Genomic DNA, 16,051 nt, shown 5'->3' with positions numbered 1-16,051 from the left:
CGTGATCACCGTCGCTGCGCCGATTCGAGCAGCCAGTGTGCGATGGGTGCAGGCCTGCCGAACAGGAAACCCTGCGCGAAGCCGCATTCGAGCGACTCGATGATCGAGGCCTGCGCCTCGGTCTCGACGCCCTCGGCCACCGTTCTCACCGGCAGGGCCGACGCCATGGCGACGATCGCGCGAATCAGTTGAGTATCGGATTCGGAGTGCCCGATCTCGTGCACGAAGGACTTGTCTATCTTGAGCAGTGCGATCGGCATCGCGCGCAACCTGTTCAACGAGGAGTAGCCGATTCCGAAGTCGTCGAGCACGATGAGAACACCCATGGCAGCGAGCCGATCGAGAAGGCTCTTCGCCGTGCCGATGTCGTCGATCAGAACGCTTTCGGTGATCTCCAGCGCCAGATCCGCTCCGCTGAGGCCGTACTCGTCGAGCAGTCCTCTCACGATGGTCGGCAGCGAGTCGTCCCGTAGTTGCATCGGGGACACGTTCACCGACATCGTGACGTCCTGACCGTGCGCGCGCAGCGTCACCAGATCCGAGAGTGCGGACCGCAGCACCCATTCTCCGATCTCCTTGATCAGACCGGTCGATTCGGCAATCGGAATGAATTCGTTGGGGGTACTCACCCGGCCTTCCCTGTTCCAGCGGAGGAGCGCCTCGTAGACGACGGTAGTGCGCGAGGCGGTGTCGACGATCGGCTGGTAGTACACCTCGAGCTCGCCGCGTCTGATCGCGCCGCGCAGCGCGGTTGTGGTCTCCATCGCGGAAGTGGCACGTGCGCGCAAGGATTCGTCGAAGAACGCGTAGCGCGCCGCGCCGAGGGATTTGGCGTGATACATCGCGGTATCGGCCTCGCGGATGGCGTCGTGCAGTCGATCTGCATCGGCGATGCCGACCGATGCCGTGACGTAGGCCATCGCAGCGCTGAGCGGGAACGGCTCGTTCATTCGGTCGATGATGCGACGGGCCAACGCTTCTGCGCCGAGACGATCGCACCGGGACAGGATGACGAATTCGTCGCCCGCGTATCTGACGACGGAGTCGCCGGCACCGACGGCGGCGCGGATACGCCGCGCCGCGGCTACGATCAGTTCGTCACCGACGCGGTGGCCGTACGAGTCGTTGACGATCTTGAAGTTGTCGAGGTCGACGAACAGGACGCAGGTGCGTCCAGGAGCCTGCGAGCGCTCGTGTCGGGCGTATTCCTCGTCCAGCATCGTGCGGTTCGGCAGGCCGGTCAACAGGTCGTGAGCCGCGAGATACTTGGCGTGCTCCTTGCCGAACTGAACTCTGGTGAGTGCGCGTTCGCCGCGCAGAAAGGCACCGACCAGGATCGAGGCCAGCAGCAGCGAACGCACGACCAGGTCTCCGGTGGAGACCGCCGAACCCAGTAGGGGCACGGTGGCGCACACGACCAGCAGCATTACCACGAACACGACCCGGCGGTTGCTGTGGGCGGGTGCCGGATCCTGCCGCTGAGAGACGGTGCGCATCGACGGATCGAGTGCTGCCATCGCCAGGGAGAGGTACGCGAAGAGGTAGATACCGTCGAGCAACCCCGAGGACGGCGCGTCGGCAGTCGTGGCAGCGAATGCGTACGAAACGTCTCCGACGAGCGTCGCAATCAGCGCGATCAGCGCCCACTGCAACGCCGCTGTGCGGGGTTTGGACGAGTACAACAGGTAGGTGGTCAGCGTGATCAGCGCTGCGTCGATCGCTGGGTACACGCCGTTCACCACAGTCGATGCCGACGAGTGCGAGGATTCGAGGGCCGGTGAGATGAACAGCAACCACGACAGAAACAGGGTGCCGAGGAAGATCAGGCCCGCGTCGACCAGTGGTGTTATGTCGTCGATCGACTGGCGATCTCGGATCCACCGCGACAGTGCGTATCCGACGAGTACGTACCCGGTGAGGGTGAACAGGTCGGGTAGCAACGTGAAGGAATGGGTCAGCGTGCTGGGATCGCTACGAAGCGAGACGCCGAACATGAAGAGCACCGAGGCCCCGAACAGTGCCCACCAGCATCGAGAGTCGTCGGGACGGTATCGGCGAATGGCGGCGCTGATGGCGAGCACCGAGCCGACGGCGACTGTGGCCAGGACGCCGGCCCGCACGTCGGCGTCGCCGAGAACGAAGAAAGTGGTGGCTACGACGACCACGGCGGCCAGTCCTGCTGTTCGTTTGGATTGGACGGCAAAGGGCGCAGCGACCTTCGTATTCATCGAAGGACCTACTTCCTTCTCGCTCGCGGCCTGCACACCGCTTCTTTCTCGACGCCTCCATCGGTGAATATACGTCTTCGGTCAGTGGATTCGGTGACAGATCTCTCCTAAGGAGGCACAGCTGTCAGGTCGCCACCGCGGACGTGCTCCGCTGGACTGCGATGCGGACGTCCTCTTCGATCAGGTCACCGTTGATCGCAGCACCGGCTCGCACTCCGGCAGCCGAGGCAGCGACCACCGTGTCCGTCGGCGCGGCGACGTTACCCGCCACCCAGACACCGGGCACAGAGGTGGCACCGACGGGGTCGGCCTCGATGTAGGTGCCGAGAACGTGGTCGTTCATCACCATCTCGGTGGTGCCGATTCCGAGCGAGACCAGGATGTCGGCGCGAGAGGTGAAGTTGGGTCCCACGACCAACGCGTCGAGTCGGACCTGACGCCCGTCCGCCAGCGTGACGCCCACGATCGCGTCGTCGGAGACGTCCACCCGAGCGATCTCCTCGTCCACCACCTCGATGCCGCGGGCGGCCAGACGGCCCTGATCCTCGTCGGTGAGCTCCGGTGCCAGGTGTGCGAACACCGTGACGTGTTCGGTGAGCTGACGCCACATCTGCGCCTGATGTCCGACGAGTGGGCTACCGATGATTCCGATTCTGTGGTCGCGGACTTCCCAGCCGTGGCAGTACGGGCAGTGCAGTACATCGCGGCCCCACCGCTCGGCAAGGCCTGGAATGTTCGGGAGAACATCGGTGAGGCCGGTGGTGACCAACAGGCGGCGGCCACGCACGACAGAGCCGTCGGCAAGTGTGACCTCGAACCCGGATTCGGTGCGGATTGCCGACCGGGCGGTGCCCTCGATGATGGGGACCCCGTAGCGACGTGCCTCGTCGCGGCCGAGCCGGACCAGTTCGAGCGGCGACTCGCCGTCACGGGTGAGGTAGTTGTGCGAATGTGCTGCAGGCGCATTGCGGGGGTCGCCGACGTCGACGACCACGACCGAGCGTCGGGACCGGCCGAGGGCCACGGCAGCGCTGAGACCGGCAACGCCGCCGCCGACGATGATCGCGTCGACCAGGGTGTGGTGAACAGTGTCTGATGTCATGCCCGGAAGTCTGCGGCCGACTGCAATGCATTGGCAAGAATAATTGCCGATACAGCAACATATTCAAGAGGAAAATACCGCTAGGCGTGATTCGCTCGGCCTAACCAGGGAATGGACTGGTTTCGACCCGGAATGGCCATCCACCGCACTGCCGCTACTGCCGGTAAGCGCGGATGCACCGCTTGAACAGGCAGTTCGCTCGAGGTCTACTGGTCGGTAAGCATCGAGCCGGGGGGGGCGCATGGGGCATTTCGAGATCGGCGAGACCGTTGTCGCGGTCCGAAATCTGGGACGCGTGCGGTGGCGCAGCGGTATCCCCAAGGGAACCGTCGGAATCGTCGTCGGCGTGGATTGGCTCGGTGACGCCCGGGTGAACTTCACCGTCGACGGATCGAAGCGTGCCCGAGGCGAAACGGTGGAACACATCGTCGCCGACGGCGACGTCCGCACGTTGCGGACCGCTCCCCGCCGGCTGACCGGCTAGTTGCTGTCGGTGCGCTCGTCCGAGGTCGCGGGGCCGGTTTCGATTGCGCCGCCTTCGCTCGACCAATCGTTGTCTTCCGCCGCCGCGGCCGGGTCTGACGTGACGTCCTTCTCGGCGTCGGGGGCAGAGTTCTCATCGTGCTTGGGATCAGTCATGGGTGCCGTGTACCCGTGCGGTGCCGGACGAACCGTCGGCACCGCACGGTGCTCGATCGGCCGCTCTCTACAGGCCGAAGGGCAGAGTGCCCGGTGCCAGCTCGAAGCCGCTGCTGCCTGCGGAGATGGAGCCGAAGCCGCCGAGGATCGCGTTGATGAAATTGGTGATCATGAAATGTTCCTGCCTTCGTTGTGTAGATGTTTCGTGCGGACAACCCGGTCGAGGCTACCGGCAGCGGTAGCGTCGAGGCTGTGAGAATCCAGGGAATCCTCGCCGGTGTTGCTGCGGCCGCCTGTGCGCTCACGGCATGCACGACGGGATCTCCCGCGCCGACTGCGAGCTCTTCCGCCTCGCTCGACTACGTGGCCCTCGGGGATTCGGCCGCGTCGGGCCCGCGCATTCCCGACCAGGTCGGCGCGCCGGGATGCCAGCAATCCGATTCCAACTACCCGCACGTTCTCGCGGAAGAGCTCGCTGTCGCTTCGTTCGTCGACGTGACGTGCTCGGGTGCGATCACCGAGAACATCGTCTCCACTCCGCAGGGCACGTCCAGCGGTGACGTTCCGGTGCAGCTCGATGCTCTGTCTGCAGACACCGATCTCGTGACCATCACGATCGGAGGTAACGACATCGGACTGGTGTCGACGGCCGTGGGCTGTCTGACCTTCACAGCGTCGTCGGCAACCAACGTCTGCAAGGACCGGCTCACTGCGGGCGGCGTCGACACCGTCGCCGCAGCCATCGCGGAGAAGGCACCGAACTGGGGAGCCATGCTCGACGCGGTGACCGAACGTGCGCCCGACGCGCGGATCCTGGTCGTCGGTTACGGCACGTATCTGCCGGACGGCGGATGCTTCCCCACCCAGCCGATGCTGCCCGAGGACGCCGACTACATCCAGGGCAGCATCACCGCGATGAACGAGGCCCTGAAGACTCAGGCCGACGAACACGGTGCCGAGTTCGTCGACACCGAGGCGCTGAGTGTGGGCCACGACGTCTGCGTCGCTCCCGATCAGCGGTACTTCGAGGGAGTCATCCCACAGAATCCCGCTGCGCCACTGCACCCGACGGCTGCCGGAATGGCGGCGATAGGTGACGCGGTCGCGGAGGCCGTGCGCGCCGGGTAGGTAACCACGACATGGCAACTGGCCATGGAGCGGTCGGCCTCGGTCGCCCATGCTCGACACCATGGTCTCGTATTCCGCTGTGATCGGGGTGTTCGCGGTGGCCCTGGCGTTGGTTCTGACGCCGGGGCCCAACATGATCTACCTCGTCTCGAGAAGCATCTCGCAAGGCAGGCGGGCGGGAATGGTGTCGCTCGCAGGTGTGGCCGTCGGCTTCCTCGTCTATCTGACGGCCACCAATCTCGGCCTGGCAGCGGTGTTCACGGCCGTGCCCGCGCTGTACACCGCGGTCAAGCTGGCGGGTGCCGCCTACCTTGCCTGGTTGGCGGTGCAGGCTCTGCGCGGGAGCGTCTCGGCATTCGAACCGACCGAGCTGCAACAGGATTCGACCCAGCGGCTGTTCACCATGGGTCTGGTGACCAACCTGCTGAACCCGAAGATCGCGATCATGTACATCTCGGTCATTCCGCAGTTCGTCGATCCCGCGGCCGGTCACCTTCTGCTGCAGGGCTTCACGCTCGGCGGCGTGCAGATCGCCGTCGCGGTGGCGGTCAACCTGGCGATCGTGGTGCTGGCCGGATCGATCGCCCGATTCCTCGCCGTCCGGCCCACCTGGCTGAGGATGCAGCGTTATCTCATGGGTACCGTGCTCGGACTGCTCGCTGTGCGCGTGGCGACCGACGGGGGCAAACCGGTCCCGGCTTGAGCCATGTATGCGCGCCACCCGCCGAATTCGGTGATGTCGGTTCCTTTCTCGGCTGCATCGTGAGCGCAGCAGAACCCGGTGACCCAGCGCCCGTCCGACAACTCGACCGGCCCCAGCCCCATCGGCGCGGGCAACCCCGCCAGGAAGGTGCCGAGCGCAGCAGCGGACATGCGATAGAGCTCGCCGGAAATGGGTGCGCCTTCGCCTTCTCTCCGCACCAGCCCGGGCTTGGGCGGTGTGGTGTGCAGATCCACGAGTCGATAGTCCGCAGATGTGGTCACCTCCCCGCTGAACCGTGCGCCGCGCTCGGTCAATTGGTGGTGCACCGGAAAACCGCGCAGGTGCGCTCCTACGGCCAACACCTCGATACCGTCGTCGATCAGCGACGGAGAAGCGATGCCACCCAGTCGAGCGGCGAGGTCGATCGCGATCTGATCCTCGAAAGCGGGGACGACGAACATGACTCCGAAGGGACTGCCGTCCGACGTCGGGGCACCGGGAACCGCCACCGCTGCCATGTCGAGCAGATTGCAGAAGTTGGTGAACGTACCGAGGCGACGGTTGATGCCGATCGGATCCGATTGCACCGCAGCGATGGTCGGGTGTTCGGTGGTGGTGGGCAGCAGTAGACCGTCGAACCCGTTCAGCAGTGCGCGGGCCGCAGTCTCGGCTTCGGCGAGAGCGGCGAGATCGTCCACGTACCGGTGGGCGGACGGCTCCGCCGCCGATCCGACGATCGCGGCCACGGTGGGATCGGCCCCGGCGGGCGCGGTGTGGAGGAACTTCCCGACGGCCGAATACCGCTGCGCCACAATGGCTCCGTCGTAGAGCAACTTTGCCGCGTCGAGCAGCCCCGAGATATCGACTTCGACGTGGGTGAAGCCCTTCTCGGCCAGGCCTGCGACCGTCTCCTCGAATGCCCGACGGTACGCCGGGCTCAACGACGTCAGATCCTCACCTCGCGGGACGGCAACGCGGGGCTTCGGCGATGCGGCCAGTCGAACGTCGGCGGGCCAGGCCCGGCTGCGTGGATCGGTAGCGGTAGGCCCGGTCATCACTTTCATTGCCGCCGTGGCACTGTCGAGATCGTGAGCCAGCACGGTGACGCAGTCGTAGTCGGCACACGCAGGAACCACGCCGGTATTGGGCACGATTCCCAATGAGGCCTTGATTCCCACCAAGCCGTGGAACGCGGCGGGGACTCGTCCCGAACCTGCTGTGTCGGTACCGATTCCGATGTCCGCGATGCCCAGTGCCACCGCGGCAGCAGAGCCGGAGCTGGATCCGCCCGAGACCAGCGTGGGGTCCCAGGCGCAGCGCACTGCCCCGTAGGGGCTACGGGTGCCGACCAGTCCGGTGGCGAACTGATCCAGGTTGGTCTTGCCCAGCACCAGTGCGCCCTGGCTCGTCAGGCGCTCGATGGCAGTGGCGGATTCTGTCGGCGCATAGGCGAATTCGGGGCAGGCGGCAGTAGTGGGCAGGCCTGCCACGTCGATGTTGTCCTTGACCGCAACCAGCACGCCGGCGAGCGGCAGATCTGCGCCTGCCTCCAGGGCATGTTCGAGAGCCGTGGCCTCGGCCAGCACGTCGTCCTCGTCGCGCAAGGTGATCCACACCTCGGGGTGGTCGACCTCTGCGATTCGTTTGTAGGCCTGTAGAACTCGTTCTCTTACCTCAGGCCGCATCGATCTTGCCTCTCTTGTCGAATTCCCCGGCTGCCGACCACGCGTCTCGCTCGGCTCCGAAGGCCACGGCCTGCGACGCGCGAAATTCGGCGATGGATTCGGCGTTGTTGTCGAGGAAGGTCTCGTGCTCCGCGAGGGAGAACTCACCGTCGGTGATCTCCACTCCACCCCCGCGGCCGGCCGCCAGATCGGCGCGCAGATCCATCAATTCCTCGGGTTCCACCGAGTACCAGGAGATTCGGTCGAAGAACCGCAACAGCCACGGGGTTCCTTCCTCGAACGGCCCGCCGCTGTACGCGGCACTGTGGTTCCACACCTGCGTGGTTCGGCCGACGAACTGGTATCCGCCGGGGCCTTCCATGCCGTAGATGCACAGGTACGCTCCGCCGATGCCGACGGCGTTCTCCGGCGTCCACGTGCGCGCCGGGTTGTACTTCGTCGTCACCAGGCGGTGGCGTGGGTCGAGTGGCGTCGCCACCGGAGCGCCCAAGTACACGTCACCGAGTCCGAGCACCATGTAGTCGGCGGCGAACACGGTGTCGAAAACGTCTGCCACGGAATCGAGTCCGTTCATCCGCCTGATGAACTCGATGTTCCAGGGACACCACGGGGCATCGGCGCGCACACCGTGCATGTATCGCTGGATCGCTTCCCTGGTCGACGGGTCGTCCCACGACAGCGGCAGGCGAACCTGGCGGCTGGGCACCACGAGTTCCGAGGCTGCGGGTAGATCGTCCTCGACCTCGGCGAGCAGTCCCATCAGCGAATCGATCGACAGCACATCGGGATTCACCTTCACCTGCAGTGAACGGATTCCCGGTGTCAGGTCCAGCAGGCCTCGGGGTGCGATGCCCTCGATCCGCTGGTGCAGCGCGTGCACCCGCGCTCGCAGGGTGAGGTCGAGCTTCATGTCGCCGTATTCGACGAGCACGTTGTCGTCGCCCGACCGGCGATAGGTGACGCACGTATCGGCGTCGCGTCGAGCGATGACGCCGTCGTCGCCGTCACCGCCGGCGGAGAAGACTGCGGGCAGTGATGCGCGCCGGGCGAGGCCGAGCGATCCCAACGGTGCGGTGGCCGCAGCCCGGACCGGAACGAATCGGATGGTGTCTCCGGGACGAAGTTGACCGAGCTTCCAGCGTTCGGCCGCGACAACGGTGACAGGACAGACGAATCCGCCGAGACTGGGTCCGTCGGGGCCGAGCAGGATCGGGGTGTCACCGGTGAAGTCCAATGCACCGACGCTGTAGGCGTTGTCGTGGATGTTGGACGGGTGCAGTCCGGCCTCGCCGCCATCGGCGCGAGCCCACTGCGGCTTGGGACCGATCAGCCGGACTCCGGTGCGATCGGAATTGAAGTGCACCTCGTAGCGGGTGGCGTAGAGGGTGTCGATGTCGTCTCGGGTGAAGAACTCGGGCGCGCCGTGTGGGCCTTCGGTGACAGCGATGTCCCAGGCGGACGTCAGCACCGGCAGGTGTTCCATCGGGATGGGTCCGAGGACGGCGGAGTTGTCGGAGCGGCCGGCCAGTCCGATGATGTCGCCCTCGCCCAGGATGCCGCCGCGATGTCCGCCGAACTTGCCGAGAGTGAATGTTGCTGCGCTGCCGAGGTAATCCTCGACGTCCAGGCCGCCCTGGATCAGGACGTACACCCGCAGCCCGTGGCCGGTGGTGGTGCCCACGTCCAGCTTTGCACCGGCGGGGACCAGCACGGGTCGCCACTGCGGTGCCGATTTTCCGTCGATGCGCACCGGCACCGCCGCTCCGGTGACGCAGACGTAGGTATCGGCGTCGAACGTCAATGCCGGCCCGGCCATGGTCGATTCGAGTCCCGGTGCACCCTCGGGGTTGCCGAGCGCGGTGTTGCCGAGGCGGAACGACAGATCGTCCATCGGTCCCGACGGCGGCACGCCCACCTTCCAGTAGCCGACGCGTCCCGGCCAGTCCTGGACCGTGGTGAGCATTCCGGGCCGCTGGACGGTCATCTTGGCCGCTGTCGAATTCACCGCGTTCATGCCCCCGCCGACTCTCGCGTCACGATCATCTGAACCGCGGTGGGGTCGAATCCGTTGCAGGGGTTGTTGATCTGCGGGCAGTTCGAGACCAACACGAGGGTGTCGATCTCGGCACGCAGTGAGAGCTTCTTGCCGGGGGCCGACAAGCCGTCGACGATGCCGAGGGTGCCGTCCGCGTCGACGGGGACGTTCATGAAGAAATTGATGTTGGGGGCCAGGTCTCGCTTGCCGAGGCCCCACTTGGAACCTTCGATGAGGAAGTTCTCGACGCAGGCGTGCTGATGCTGGGTGTGGTGTCCGTAGCGCAGGGTGTTCGATTCCTTGGAGCACGCTCCGCCGACGGTGTCGTGGTTGCCTACCTCGTCCTCGACGATCGTCATCAACGGCGTCGAATCATCGCTGCGGAGAACGGTTCCGGTGGTGAGGAACAAGTTCTGTTGCGCGGTGACCGTCGCGGCGGCGGAGTAGCGGAGCGAGTGGTCGTGTGCGCTGTACAGCAGGGTGTCGACGGCCTGATTGCCGTACAGGTCGACGATGGTCAGGACGTCACCGGCCTCGACGATGGCAGACCAGGGACCGAATGCCGGTGCGATTTCGTCTCTGACGATCGTGGTCTCGAGGGTGCTCGCGGTCATTGCGCTGCCTTCCATGCGGTCTCGGTGTTCTGCACTGCACGCTGGTATTCCGGTTCGGTGTTGTCGAGCGAGAGCAGCTCTTCGGGTGCCTTCCAGGCCAGAACGTCGAGTGTCGTTGTGGGGTACTCGAGGCTGGGGTCGAGCGGGTGAGCGGTGTTGGCGAGCAACACGATCACCGGCAGATGGATGAGCAGATCCACCGAGCGGCCCGGGCCGGCCGAGCCTGTGCTGACGAGGCCGCCGTCCGCGGCGACGGTGACGCCGTGGAAGAACGACAGGGACGGTGCCACATCCCGCGGTTCGAGTCCGTGCTTGGCTGCGGCGAGGGTGAACAGTTCACGCCCGGCTGGGGCCGACGAATGTGGCCCGCTCACTCCGTATTTGGCGGTGTTCGTAGCGGAGGACGTTGTGCCGCACAACGCATCGTGGTGGCCGGACGTGTCGTCGACGATGGTCGCCAGCACTCGGCCCTGGTCCGAGAGCAGGGGATGGCCTGCGCTGAGGTACGCCTGCCAGGGAACCTTGACGGTGTCGGCGGTGTTGAGCCGTTCCCACGGCGCGTCGACGCGATAGAGCAGAATGTTGGCGCAGGCAGCACCGTCGACGTCGACGAGACGCAGGCGGGTTCCGCGAGCCAGGACCTTGGTGGTGTAGCTTCCGCCGGGCACCGATTCTGCCCAGGTGAGCTCCGAGATGCCCTCCGGTGCTGTGGGTGCGGGCGCGACCGTCGCCTGGGATCGTGCGTGTTCTTTGGCGGAATACGTTGTTGCGGTGCTCATGGTTCAGGCTCCGATCGTGACGGGCTTGGGGTGGGCTTTGCCGTGGGGCAGGCACGCGATGCCTACGACGATCACGGCGAGGACGGTCAAGGGTGCGGCCCACCGCAGCAGTGGGAATTCGCCGGTGGGGTCGAAGATCTCGGCCCGCGGCCACGACAGGTTGATCACCATCAGACCGCCGTAGAGCACTGCGGCGATGTTGACCGGCAGGCCGAGGCGGCCGAGGGTGAAGAGCTTCTCGCCGTCGGCGTCCTTCTGCACTCCGCCGTGCGGCCAGCCCTTGAGTCGCTGGATCAGCAGCGGGACGGTCACCATCATGTAGGCGAGGTAGATCAGCACGATGCAGACGCTCGACAGCGTGGTGAAGATCGCGGAGTTACCGACGTTGACCGCGAGGATTGCCACGCAGGCCACGCCGATGAGCACCGAGGGCGCGATGGGAGTGCCGGTGCGCGAGTTGACCTTTGCCAAGGCGGCGGACGCGGGAAGCCGACCGTCGCGGGCCATCGAGAACATAAGCCGCGAGGCCGCGGTCTGGATGGCGAGGGTGCAGATGAACACGGCGATGGCGACGTCGATCAGCAGGACCTTGCCCCACGGGGACGTGAGGATCGAGTCGATGACGTACGGAAGGCCCTGGGTCGCAAGCTGACCGTCGGTGAGGCTCGGTGCCGCCATGAGTGCGCCGACGATCATCAGGCCACCGCCGAGAGCCGATGCCGACAGTGCGAGGCGGATGGTGCGCGGTGCGACGCGTCGGGGATTGCGGGTTTCCTCGGCGAGCTCGCCTGCCGAGCCGAAGCCGACCATGACGTAGGCGGCCATCAGGCCCGAGATGATCCAGGCTCCGATGTAACCGGGATCGGCTCCGGCACTTCCGGTATCGAAGACAACCTGCGGTCCGCGCTCGGCGTGGGTGAAGAACACCAGCACCAGCGCGATGACGCCGACGATCTCGCAGGTGACGCCGATGCTGTTGATTCGCGACATCCAGTTCACGCCGATGCAGTTGATGGTGGTGGTGAGTACCAGCAGAATCGATCCGAGCACAACGGCATTGGCAGCTCCGCTCGGCGAGGTGAGCGCGGTGTCTTCACCGATGAACTGGAATCCGCCCCAGACGCTGGGGAGTACGACCTGCAATGCGATGGCGGCGGCGGAAGCGGTGACGATCTGCGCGATGATCATGAACCATCCGGCGAACCACCCGACCAGTTCACCGCCCATGCGGCGTGACCAGTGGTAAATGGCACCCGAGATGGGATAGCGCGCGGCGAGTTCGGCGAAGTTGAGGGCCACCATGAACTGGCCGAGGAACACCAGCGGCCAGGTGAGAAAGAAGGCCGGACCGCCGAAGCTGAAGCCGAGGCCGAAGAGCTGGAAGATGGTGGTGAGGATCGAGACGAACGAGAAACCAGCGGCGAACGACGCGTACTTGCCGAGACTGCGGTGCAGCTGCTGGTCGTAGCCCAGGGCCGCGAGATCCGAATGGTCGGTGGTGGACGTCGGTTCCGAACCCGAGCCCGGGGCCGGCAGTGTTGTCGAGCTCATGTTCTCTCCTACGGGCGAGGTGGGTGGTGAGTGACCGCCCGCTGCATCGCCGAGGCGGGTTTCTGTCAGTTGATAGTTTTCGGCGCCGCCGTTCCCGGGCGGTGACCGTCGTGCAACAAGCTCGTTTCGTCTATTTCGATCAGATGACAGAAATCTCACCGACACGTCGACCTGACAAGATGGGGCCATGACCGGCGCAGGCAGACCGAGATTGAGCACGAAGAAGCGGCCCGGCGACACCGCTCGCGAGGAGATACTCGACGCATCGGCCGAGCTGTTCACCACTCGCGGCTTCACCAACACCTCGACTCGCGTCATTGCCGAGGCCGTCGGATTGCGTCAGGCCTCGCTCTATCACCACTTCGCCACCAAGGACGACATCCTCGACGCACTTCTCAGCGGCACCGTCGACGCGCCGTTGGCCGTTGCGCAGCGAATCCGTGATTCCGGGACCGAGGCCTCGACCCAGATGTACGCGCTCGCCTACTTCGACGCCGGGCAGCTCGCCGCATCGACATGGAATCTGGGCGCGCTCTACCTCCTGCCCGAGCTGCGCAGCGAGCGCTTCGAGACCTTCCGCGACCATCGGTACACGCTGATGAGTCTGTATGCGGCCATCGCGTCGGACACCCTGGTTCAACTCGACTCCGAGCGTCGACCGGGCACGGAAGACCTGCCGTTTCGCCTGGTGGAGACCGTGGTGAACGCGCGTGCAGACCGCGAGAACGGACGCCGAGACCCGACGGCGGATGCGGCGGGGATCGCCGAGGCCGCCCTCCGGGTCCTCGGCTGGACCGGGGATGTCACGGCGTTGCACGGGAGTGCTGAGGTCCTGCTCGAGGAGGTCGTCGGAATAGTGGAGGATCGTCGGTCCTTGCATTCGACATGACATCGATAGCAATAGTCGGAGCAGGTGCAGGTCTCGGAGCAGCAGTGGCGCGCAAGTTCGGCGCCCAAGGCTTCTCGGTCGGCCTGATCTCCCGCAACCAGTCCCGTGTCGATTCGCTCGCTGATCAGCTGGTGGCCGACGGTGTATCCGCGAAGGGCTTCGTCGCCGACGTGCGCGACCCGGCCTCGATCGCCGCGGCCTTGGAGCAGGTCACCGAAACGCTCGGCCCCATCGAGGTGCTGCAATACAGCCCGCTTCCGCAGAAGGACTTCATGCGGCCCGTACTCGAGACCACCCCGGCAGACATGGTCGGCCCGGTCGAGTTCTCCATCTACGGACCCATCGCTGCCGTCCATCAGGTGCTACCGGGAATGCGATTCATCGGCGAGAACAAAGGCACGATTCTGTTCGTCAACGGCGGCTCTGCGGTGAAGCCCGGTCGTACGGTCACCGGCACGTCCATCGCGTTCGCAGGCCAGGCCGCGTACGCGCAGCTGCTCAACGAGGAGTTGGCCGAGGAGGGAATCCAGGTGTCGCAGTTGATCATCGGTGGTGCCATCGATGGCAAGGATCCGAAGAAGAGCCCCGAGGCTCTCGCCGAGCAGCTGTGGAGCCTGCATACCGAACGGAACAGGTTCCGGGTTCAGATCTCGGCTGACTAGGCTTGCCGGCATGACATCGCTGCCCGACTGGGCTCAGAGCCTGGATCTTGCACCCCACCCGGAGGGTGGTTGGTTCAAGGAGACCTGGCGCAGCGAGGTCACGATTCCACAGACATCTCTGCCCGACGGTTATCCCGGCCCGCGCGCGGCAGGTACGGCAATCCTGTTCCTGCTGATGCCCGGTCAGCAGTCGGCCTGGCACACCGTTCGCGGCACCGAGATGTGGCTGTACCACCGAGGCAGTCCAGTGCAGCTGGATCTCGGCGGTGCAGGGGACAAGCCAGGTGACGCGACCTCGCTGCTGGTTTCGCCCGAATCCCCGCAGCAGATCGTGCCTCCGTCGGTGTGGCAGCGGGCGCAGCCGGTGGGCGACGAACCGAGCCTGGTGAGCTGCATCGTCACTCCCGGATTCGATTTCGAGGACTTTCGGCTCGAGGACTCCCATGGGTAGGAAGCGGGCGACGGCGTCGGCCGGCGCTCTGCAACCCGGTGTGTTCGAGATCGATTCGGGCACCTGTGAATTGGTGCGTGATACCTTCTCGGACGACGGGTGGGTCGTCAACGTCAACGATGTTCCGAGTTCACACATCGACATGAACGACCCCACCGTGCTCGAGTTCGAGTACATGCGGTGGATCTCGGGATTGGTACGTGCGCAATGGGATTCGACCTTCCCGCTGCGCGCGCTGCATCTCGGGGGCGGGGCCTGCACGCTGGCACGCTCGTTCACCGCCGAGTTTCCCGGTGCGCGTCAGGTGGTCGTGGAGCTCGACGGGAAGCTTTCGGAGCTTGTTCGTGAATGGTTCGATCTACCGCGGGCACCTCTGCTGCGTATCCGCGTCGGTGAGGCTCGGGCGGTGACCGAGACCTTGAGCGAGAACAGTCGTGACCTGATCGTGCGAGATGTGTTCGCCGGAGCCACAACTCCGGCCCCGCTGCTCACCGCCGAATTCACCACCCATGTCCGACGCGTCCTCGCACCCGGCGGTATGTACGTCGTCAACTGCGGTGACCGCCGGGACCTGTCGCTCGCCAAGCAGGAGGCGTCGACCATCGGAAGTATCTTTCCGCACACGGCAATCGTCGCGGATCCGGCGATGCTCAAGGGCAGGCGCTACGGGAACATCATCATTGCGGGGAGCGACGTTCCGATCGGGGACTCGCCGTCGTTGGCTCGCGAACTACTCGGCGGCGCAGTTCCGGCGCACGTGTGGCTGACCGAGGAAGTGCAGTCCTTCGCTCGCGACGCGCGAGTACTGAAGGATTAGGGAGCTGGATTGTTGCTCGCGAGATCCTTGGCCAGTCGCTCGGCCGCCGAGATCAGCAGGGGTACGAACTGTTCGGCCGATTCGAGGGTGACCCGAGCCGAGGGCCCCGCGATGGACATCGCCGTGAGTGTCGGAGCGCCGAGTACCGGGACGGCGAAGCAGCGCACCCCTACCTCCTGCTCGCCGTCGTCGATCGCGTAGCCGCGTTCGCGGATCAGCGCGAGATCCGCGAGCAACGCGTCGAGGGTGGTGATCGTGTTGACGGTGCGGGGAGTCATGCCGAGGCGGCCGACGATCGCGCGGACGGCGTCGTCGTCCAACTGCGACAGCAATGCCTTGCCGACGCCGGTGGAATGTGGCAACACGCGCTGACCGACCTCGTTGAACATCCGCATCGCGTGCTCCGACGGCACCTGCGCGACGTAGACCGCCATGTCGTCCTCGAGAAAGGCCATGTTGGACGTCTCGTGGGTGATCCGGACCAGCTCTGCGAGATACGGCTTGGCCCATCCACCGATGAGCTTGGAGGCACTGTCGCCCAATCGAATGAGTTTGGTGCCCAATGCATATCGGCGTGACGGTAAGCGCCTGACGTAGCCCAGGGAGACCAGCGTGCCGATCAGTCGGTGCACCGTCGGCATCGGCAGATCGGTTGCCTCGGCGAGTTCGCTGATCCCGATGGATCCACCGGAGGCGGCCATGATGTCGAGCAGCTCGAACGCGCGCTCCACGGACTGCACCCCGCCACCTGCCGCCACAGTCCACCTC

At 65.5% G+C, this 16,051-nt stretch carries 16 protein-coding genes; 7 read left to right on the top strand and 9 right to left on the bottom strand.

Translation table 11 applies throughout. The annotated features are described in order from the left end of the window. Positions 1-5: 5 nt before the first annotated feature. Together CH294_RS08690 and CH294_RS08685 are read right to left on the bottom strand one after the other, a co-directional pair. Complete coding sequence (locus CH294_RS08690) at positions 6-2,228, bottom strand: phosphodiesterase (RefSeq protein ID WP_032402274.1); 2,223 nt, start codon at positions 2,226-2,228, stop codon at positions 6-8. A gap of 124 nt (positions 2,229-2,352) precedes the next feature. After that, entirely contained in the window at positions 2,353-3,330 is a 978-nt protein-coding gene (locus tag CH294_RS08685; RefSeq protein ID WP_094737654.1) for an NAD(P)/FAD-dependent oxidoreductase, read from the bottom strand. A gap of 241 nt (positions 3,331-3,571) precedes the next feature. Between CH294_RS08685 and CH294_RS08680 the strand changes: the two genes are divergently transcribed. Continuing rightward, positions 3,572-3,814 (top strand): hypothetical protein, encoded by a 243-nt coding sequence (locus tag CH294_RS08680; protein WP_094737653.1) that lies wholly within the window; start codon positions 3,572-3,574, stop codon positions 3,812-3,814. On the opposite strand, the gene CH294_RS27425 is transcribed toward CH294_RS08680, so the two are convergent. Beyond that, entirely contained in the window at positions 3,811-3,969 is a 159-nt protein-coding gene (locus tag CH294_RS27425) for a hypothetical protein (protein WP_165430168.1), read from the bottom strand. The genes CH294_RS08680 and CH294_RS27425 overlap by 4 nt on opposite strands. Before the next feature lie 252 nt (positions 3,970-4,221). Here CH294_RS27425 and CH294_RS08670 point away from each other — a divergent pair, with 252 nt between their 5' ends. Together CH294_RS08670 and CH294_RS08665 are read left to right on the top strand one after the other, a co-directional pair. Then, positions 4,222-5,097 carry an SGNH/GDSL hydrolase family protein gene (locus CH294_RS08670; protein ID WP_249305170.1) on the top strand — a complete coding sequence of 292 codons (876 nt, stop codon included), beginning with the start codon at positions 4,222-4,224 and terminating at the stop codon, positions 5,095-5,097. A gap of 61 nt (positions 5,098-5,158) precedes the next feature. Beyond that, positions 5,159-5,800, top strand: coding sequence for a LysE family translocator (locus CH294_RS08665; RefSeq protein WP_094737677.1), 642 nt, complete (start codon positions 5,159-5,161; stop codon positions 5,798-5,800). Here CH294_RS08665 and atzF read toward each other — a convergent pair. Genes atzF through CH294_RS08640 form a run of 5 tightly spaced genes read right to left on the bottom strand, consistent with a single transcriptional unit; the run spans position 5,725 to position 12,464 of the window. After that, positions 5,725-7,485 (bottom strand): allophanate hydrolase, encoded by a 1,761-nt coding sequence (atzF, locus tag CH294_RS08660; protein WP_249305169.1) that lies wholly within the window; start codon positions 7,483-7,485, stop codon positions 5,725-5,727. The two genes, CH294_RS08665 and atzF, sit on opposite strands and share 76 nt — an antisense overlap. Beyond that, positions 7,475-9,499 carry a 5-oxoprolinase/urea amidolyase family protein gene (locus CH294_RS08655; protein WP_094737651.1) on the bottom strand — a complete coding sequence of 675 codons (2,025 nt, stop codon included), beginning with the start codon at positions 9,497-9,499 and terminating at the stop codon, positions 7,475-7,477. The genes atzF and CH294_RS08655 overlap by 11 nt, the downstream gene beginning before the upstream one ends. Then, on the bottom strand, positions 9,496-10,134 hold the full coding sequence (locus tag CH294_RS08650) for an urea amidolyase associated protein UAAP2 (RefSeq protein WP_094608834.1): 639 nt from the start codon (positions 10,132-10,134) through the stop codon (positions 9,496-9,498). Before CH294_RS08650 ends, CH294_RS08655 begins: the two co-directional genes overlap by 4 nt. Continuing rightward, positions 10,131-10,913: an urea amidolyase associated protein UAAP1 gene (locus CH294_RS08645; RefSeq protein WP_094737650.1), complete on the bottom strand. Its 783-nt coding sequence runs from the start codon at positions 10,911-10,913 to the stop codon at positions 10,131-10,133. Before CH294_RS08645 ends, CH294_RS08650 begins: the two co-directional genes overlap by 4 nt. A 3-nt stretch (positions 10,914-10,916) precedes the next feature. Further along, a complete protein-coding gene (locus tag CH294_RS08640) occupies positions 10,917-12,464 on the bottom strand; it encodes an amino acid permease (protein WP_094608832.1) in 1,548 nt (515 codons plus the stop codon). Positions 12,465-12,651: 187 nt separating this feature from the next. Between CH294_RS08640 and CH294_RS08635 the strand changes: the two genes are divergently transcribed. The 4 genes from CH294_RS08635 to CH294_RS08620 are packed head-to-tail and all read left to right on the top strand — an operon-like array spanning position 12,652 to position 15,283. Beyond that, positions 12,652-13,353 (top strand): TetR/AcrR family transcriptional regulator, encoded by a 702-nt coding sequence (locus CH294_RS08635; protein ID WP_094737649.1) that lies wholly within the window; start codon positions 12,652-12,654, stop codon positions 13,351-13,353. Then, positions 13,350-14,015, top strand: a complete 666-nt coding sequence (locus CH294_RS08630; protein ID WP_094737648.1) for an SDR family NAD(P)-dependent oxidoreductase — start codon at positions 13,350-13,352, stop codon at positions 14,013-14,015. Before CH294_RS08635 ends, CH294_RS08630 begins: the two co-directional genes overlap by 4 nt. Before the next feature lie 10 nt (positions 14,016-14,025). After that, positions 14,026-14,466: a cupin domain-containing protein gene (locus CH294_RS08625; RefSeq protein ID WP_094608831.1), complete on the top strand. Its 441-nt coding sequence runs from the start codon at positions 14,026-14,028 to the stop codon at positions 14,464-14,466. Beyond that, positions 14,459-15,283 (top strand): fused MFS/spermidine synthase, encoded by an 825-nt coding sequence (locus tag CH294_RS08620; RefSeq protein WP_094608830.1) that lies wholly within the window; start codon positions 14,459-14,461, stop codon positions 15,281-15,283. Before CH294_RS08625 ends, CH294_RS08620 begins: the two co-directional genes overlap by 8 nt. Here CH294_RS08620 and CH294_RS08615 read toward each other — a convergent pair. Continuing rightward, positions 15,280-16,041 carry an IclR family transcriptional regulator gene (locus CH294_RS08615; RefSeq protein WP_037151915.1) on the bottom strand — a complete coding sequence of 254 codons (762 nt, stop codon included), beginning with the start codon at positions 16,039-16,041 and terminating at the stop codon, positions 15,280-15,282. The genes CH294_RS08620 and CH294_RS08615 overlap by 4 nt on opposite strands. Positions 16,042-16,051 lie beyond the last annotated feature (10 nt).

The organism is Rhodococcus sp. 14-2483-1-1 (assembly GCF_002259335.1).
Taxonomy (GTDB): Bacteria; Actinomycetota; Actinomycetes; order Mycobacteriales; family Mycobacteriaceae; genus Rhodococcoides.
Note: the sequence above shows the minus strand (reverse complement) of the source record. Positions and strands in the feature narration are given on the sequence as shown.

Excerpts from the sequence above, each read along its gene's own strand:
- CH294_RS08690 (WP_032402274.1), bottom strand. The coding sequence starts at position 2,228 with ATGAATACGAAGGTCGCTGCGCCCTTTGCCGTCCAATCCAAACGAACA.
- CH294_RS08685 (WP_094737654.1), bottom strand. The coding sequence starts at position 3,330 with ATGACATCAGACACTGTTCACCACACCCTGGTCGACGCGATCATCGTC.
- CH294_RS08680 (WP_094737653.1), top strand. The coding sequence starts at position 3,572 with ATGGGGCATTTCGAGATCGGCGAGACCGTTGTCGCGGTCCGAAATCTG.
- CH294_RS27425 (WP_165430168.1), bottom strand. The coding sequence starts at position 3,969 with ATGACTGATCCCAAGCACGATGAGAACTCTGCCCCCGACGCCGAGAAG.
- CH294_RS08665 (WP_094737677.1), top strand. The coding sequence starts at position 5,159 with ATGGTCTCGTATTCCGCTGTGATCGGGGTGTTCGCGGTGGCCCTGGCG.
- atzF (WP_249305169.1), bottom strand. The coding sequence starts at position 7,485 with ATGCGGCCTGAGGTAAGAGAACGAGTTCTACAGGCCTACAAACGAATC.
- CH294_RS08655 (WP_094737651.1), bottom strand. The coding sequence starts at position 9,499 with ATGAACGCGGTGAATTCGACAGCGGCCAAGATGACCGTCCAGCGGCCC.
- CH294_RS08650 (WP_094608834.1), bottom strand. The coding sequence starts at position 10,134 with ATGACCGCGAGCACCCTCGAGACCACGATCGTCAGAGACGAAATCGCA.
- CH294_RS08645 (WP_094737650.1), bottom strand. The coding sequence starts at position 10,913 with ATGAGCACCGCAACAACGTATTCCGCCAAAGAACACGCACGATCCCAG.
- CH294_RS08640 (WP_094608832.1), bottom strand. The coding sequence starts at position 12,464 with ATGAGCTCGACAACACTGCCGGCCCCGGGCTCGGGTTCGGAACCGACG.
- CH294_RS08635 (WP_094737649.1), top strand. The coding sequence starts at position 12,652 with ATGACCGGCGCAGGCAGACCGAGATTGAGCACGAAGAAGCGGCCCGGC.
- CH294_RS08630 (WP_094737648.1), top strand. The coding sequence starts at position 13,350 with ATGACATCGATAGCAATAGTCGGAGCAGGTGCAGGTCTCGGAGCAGCA.
- CH294_RS08625 (WP_094608831.1), top strand. The coding sequence starts at position 14,026 with ATGACATCGCTGCCCGACTGGGCTCAGAGCCTGGATCTTGCACCCCAC.
- CH294_RS08620 (WP_094608830.1), top strand. The coding sequence starts at position 14,459 with ATGGGTAGGAAGCGGGCGACGGCGTCGGCCGGCGCTCTGCAACCCGGT.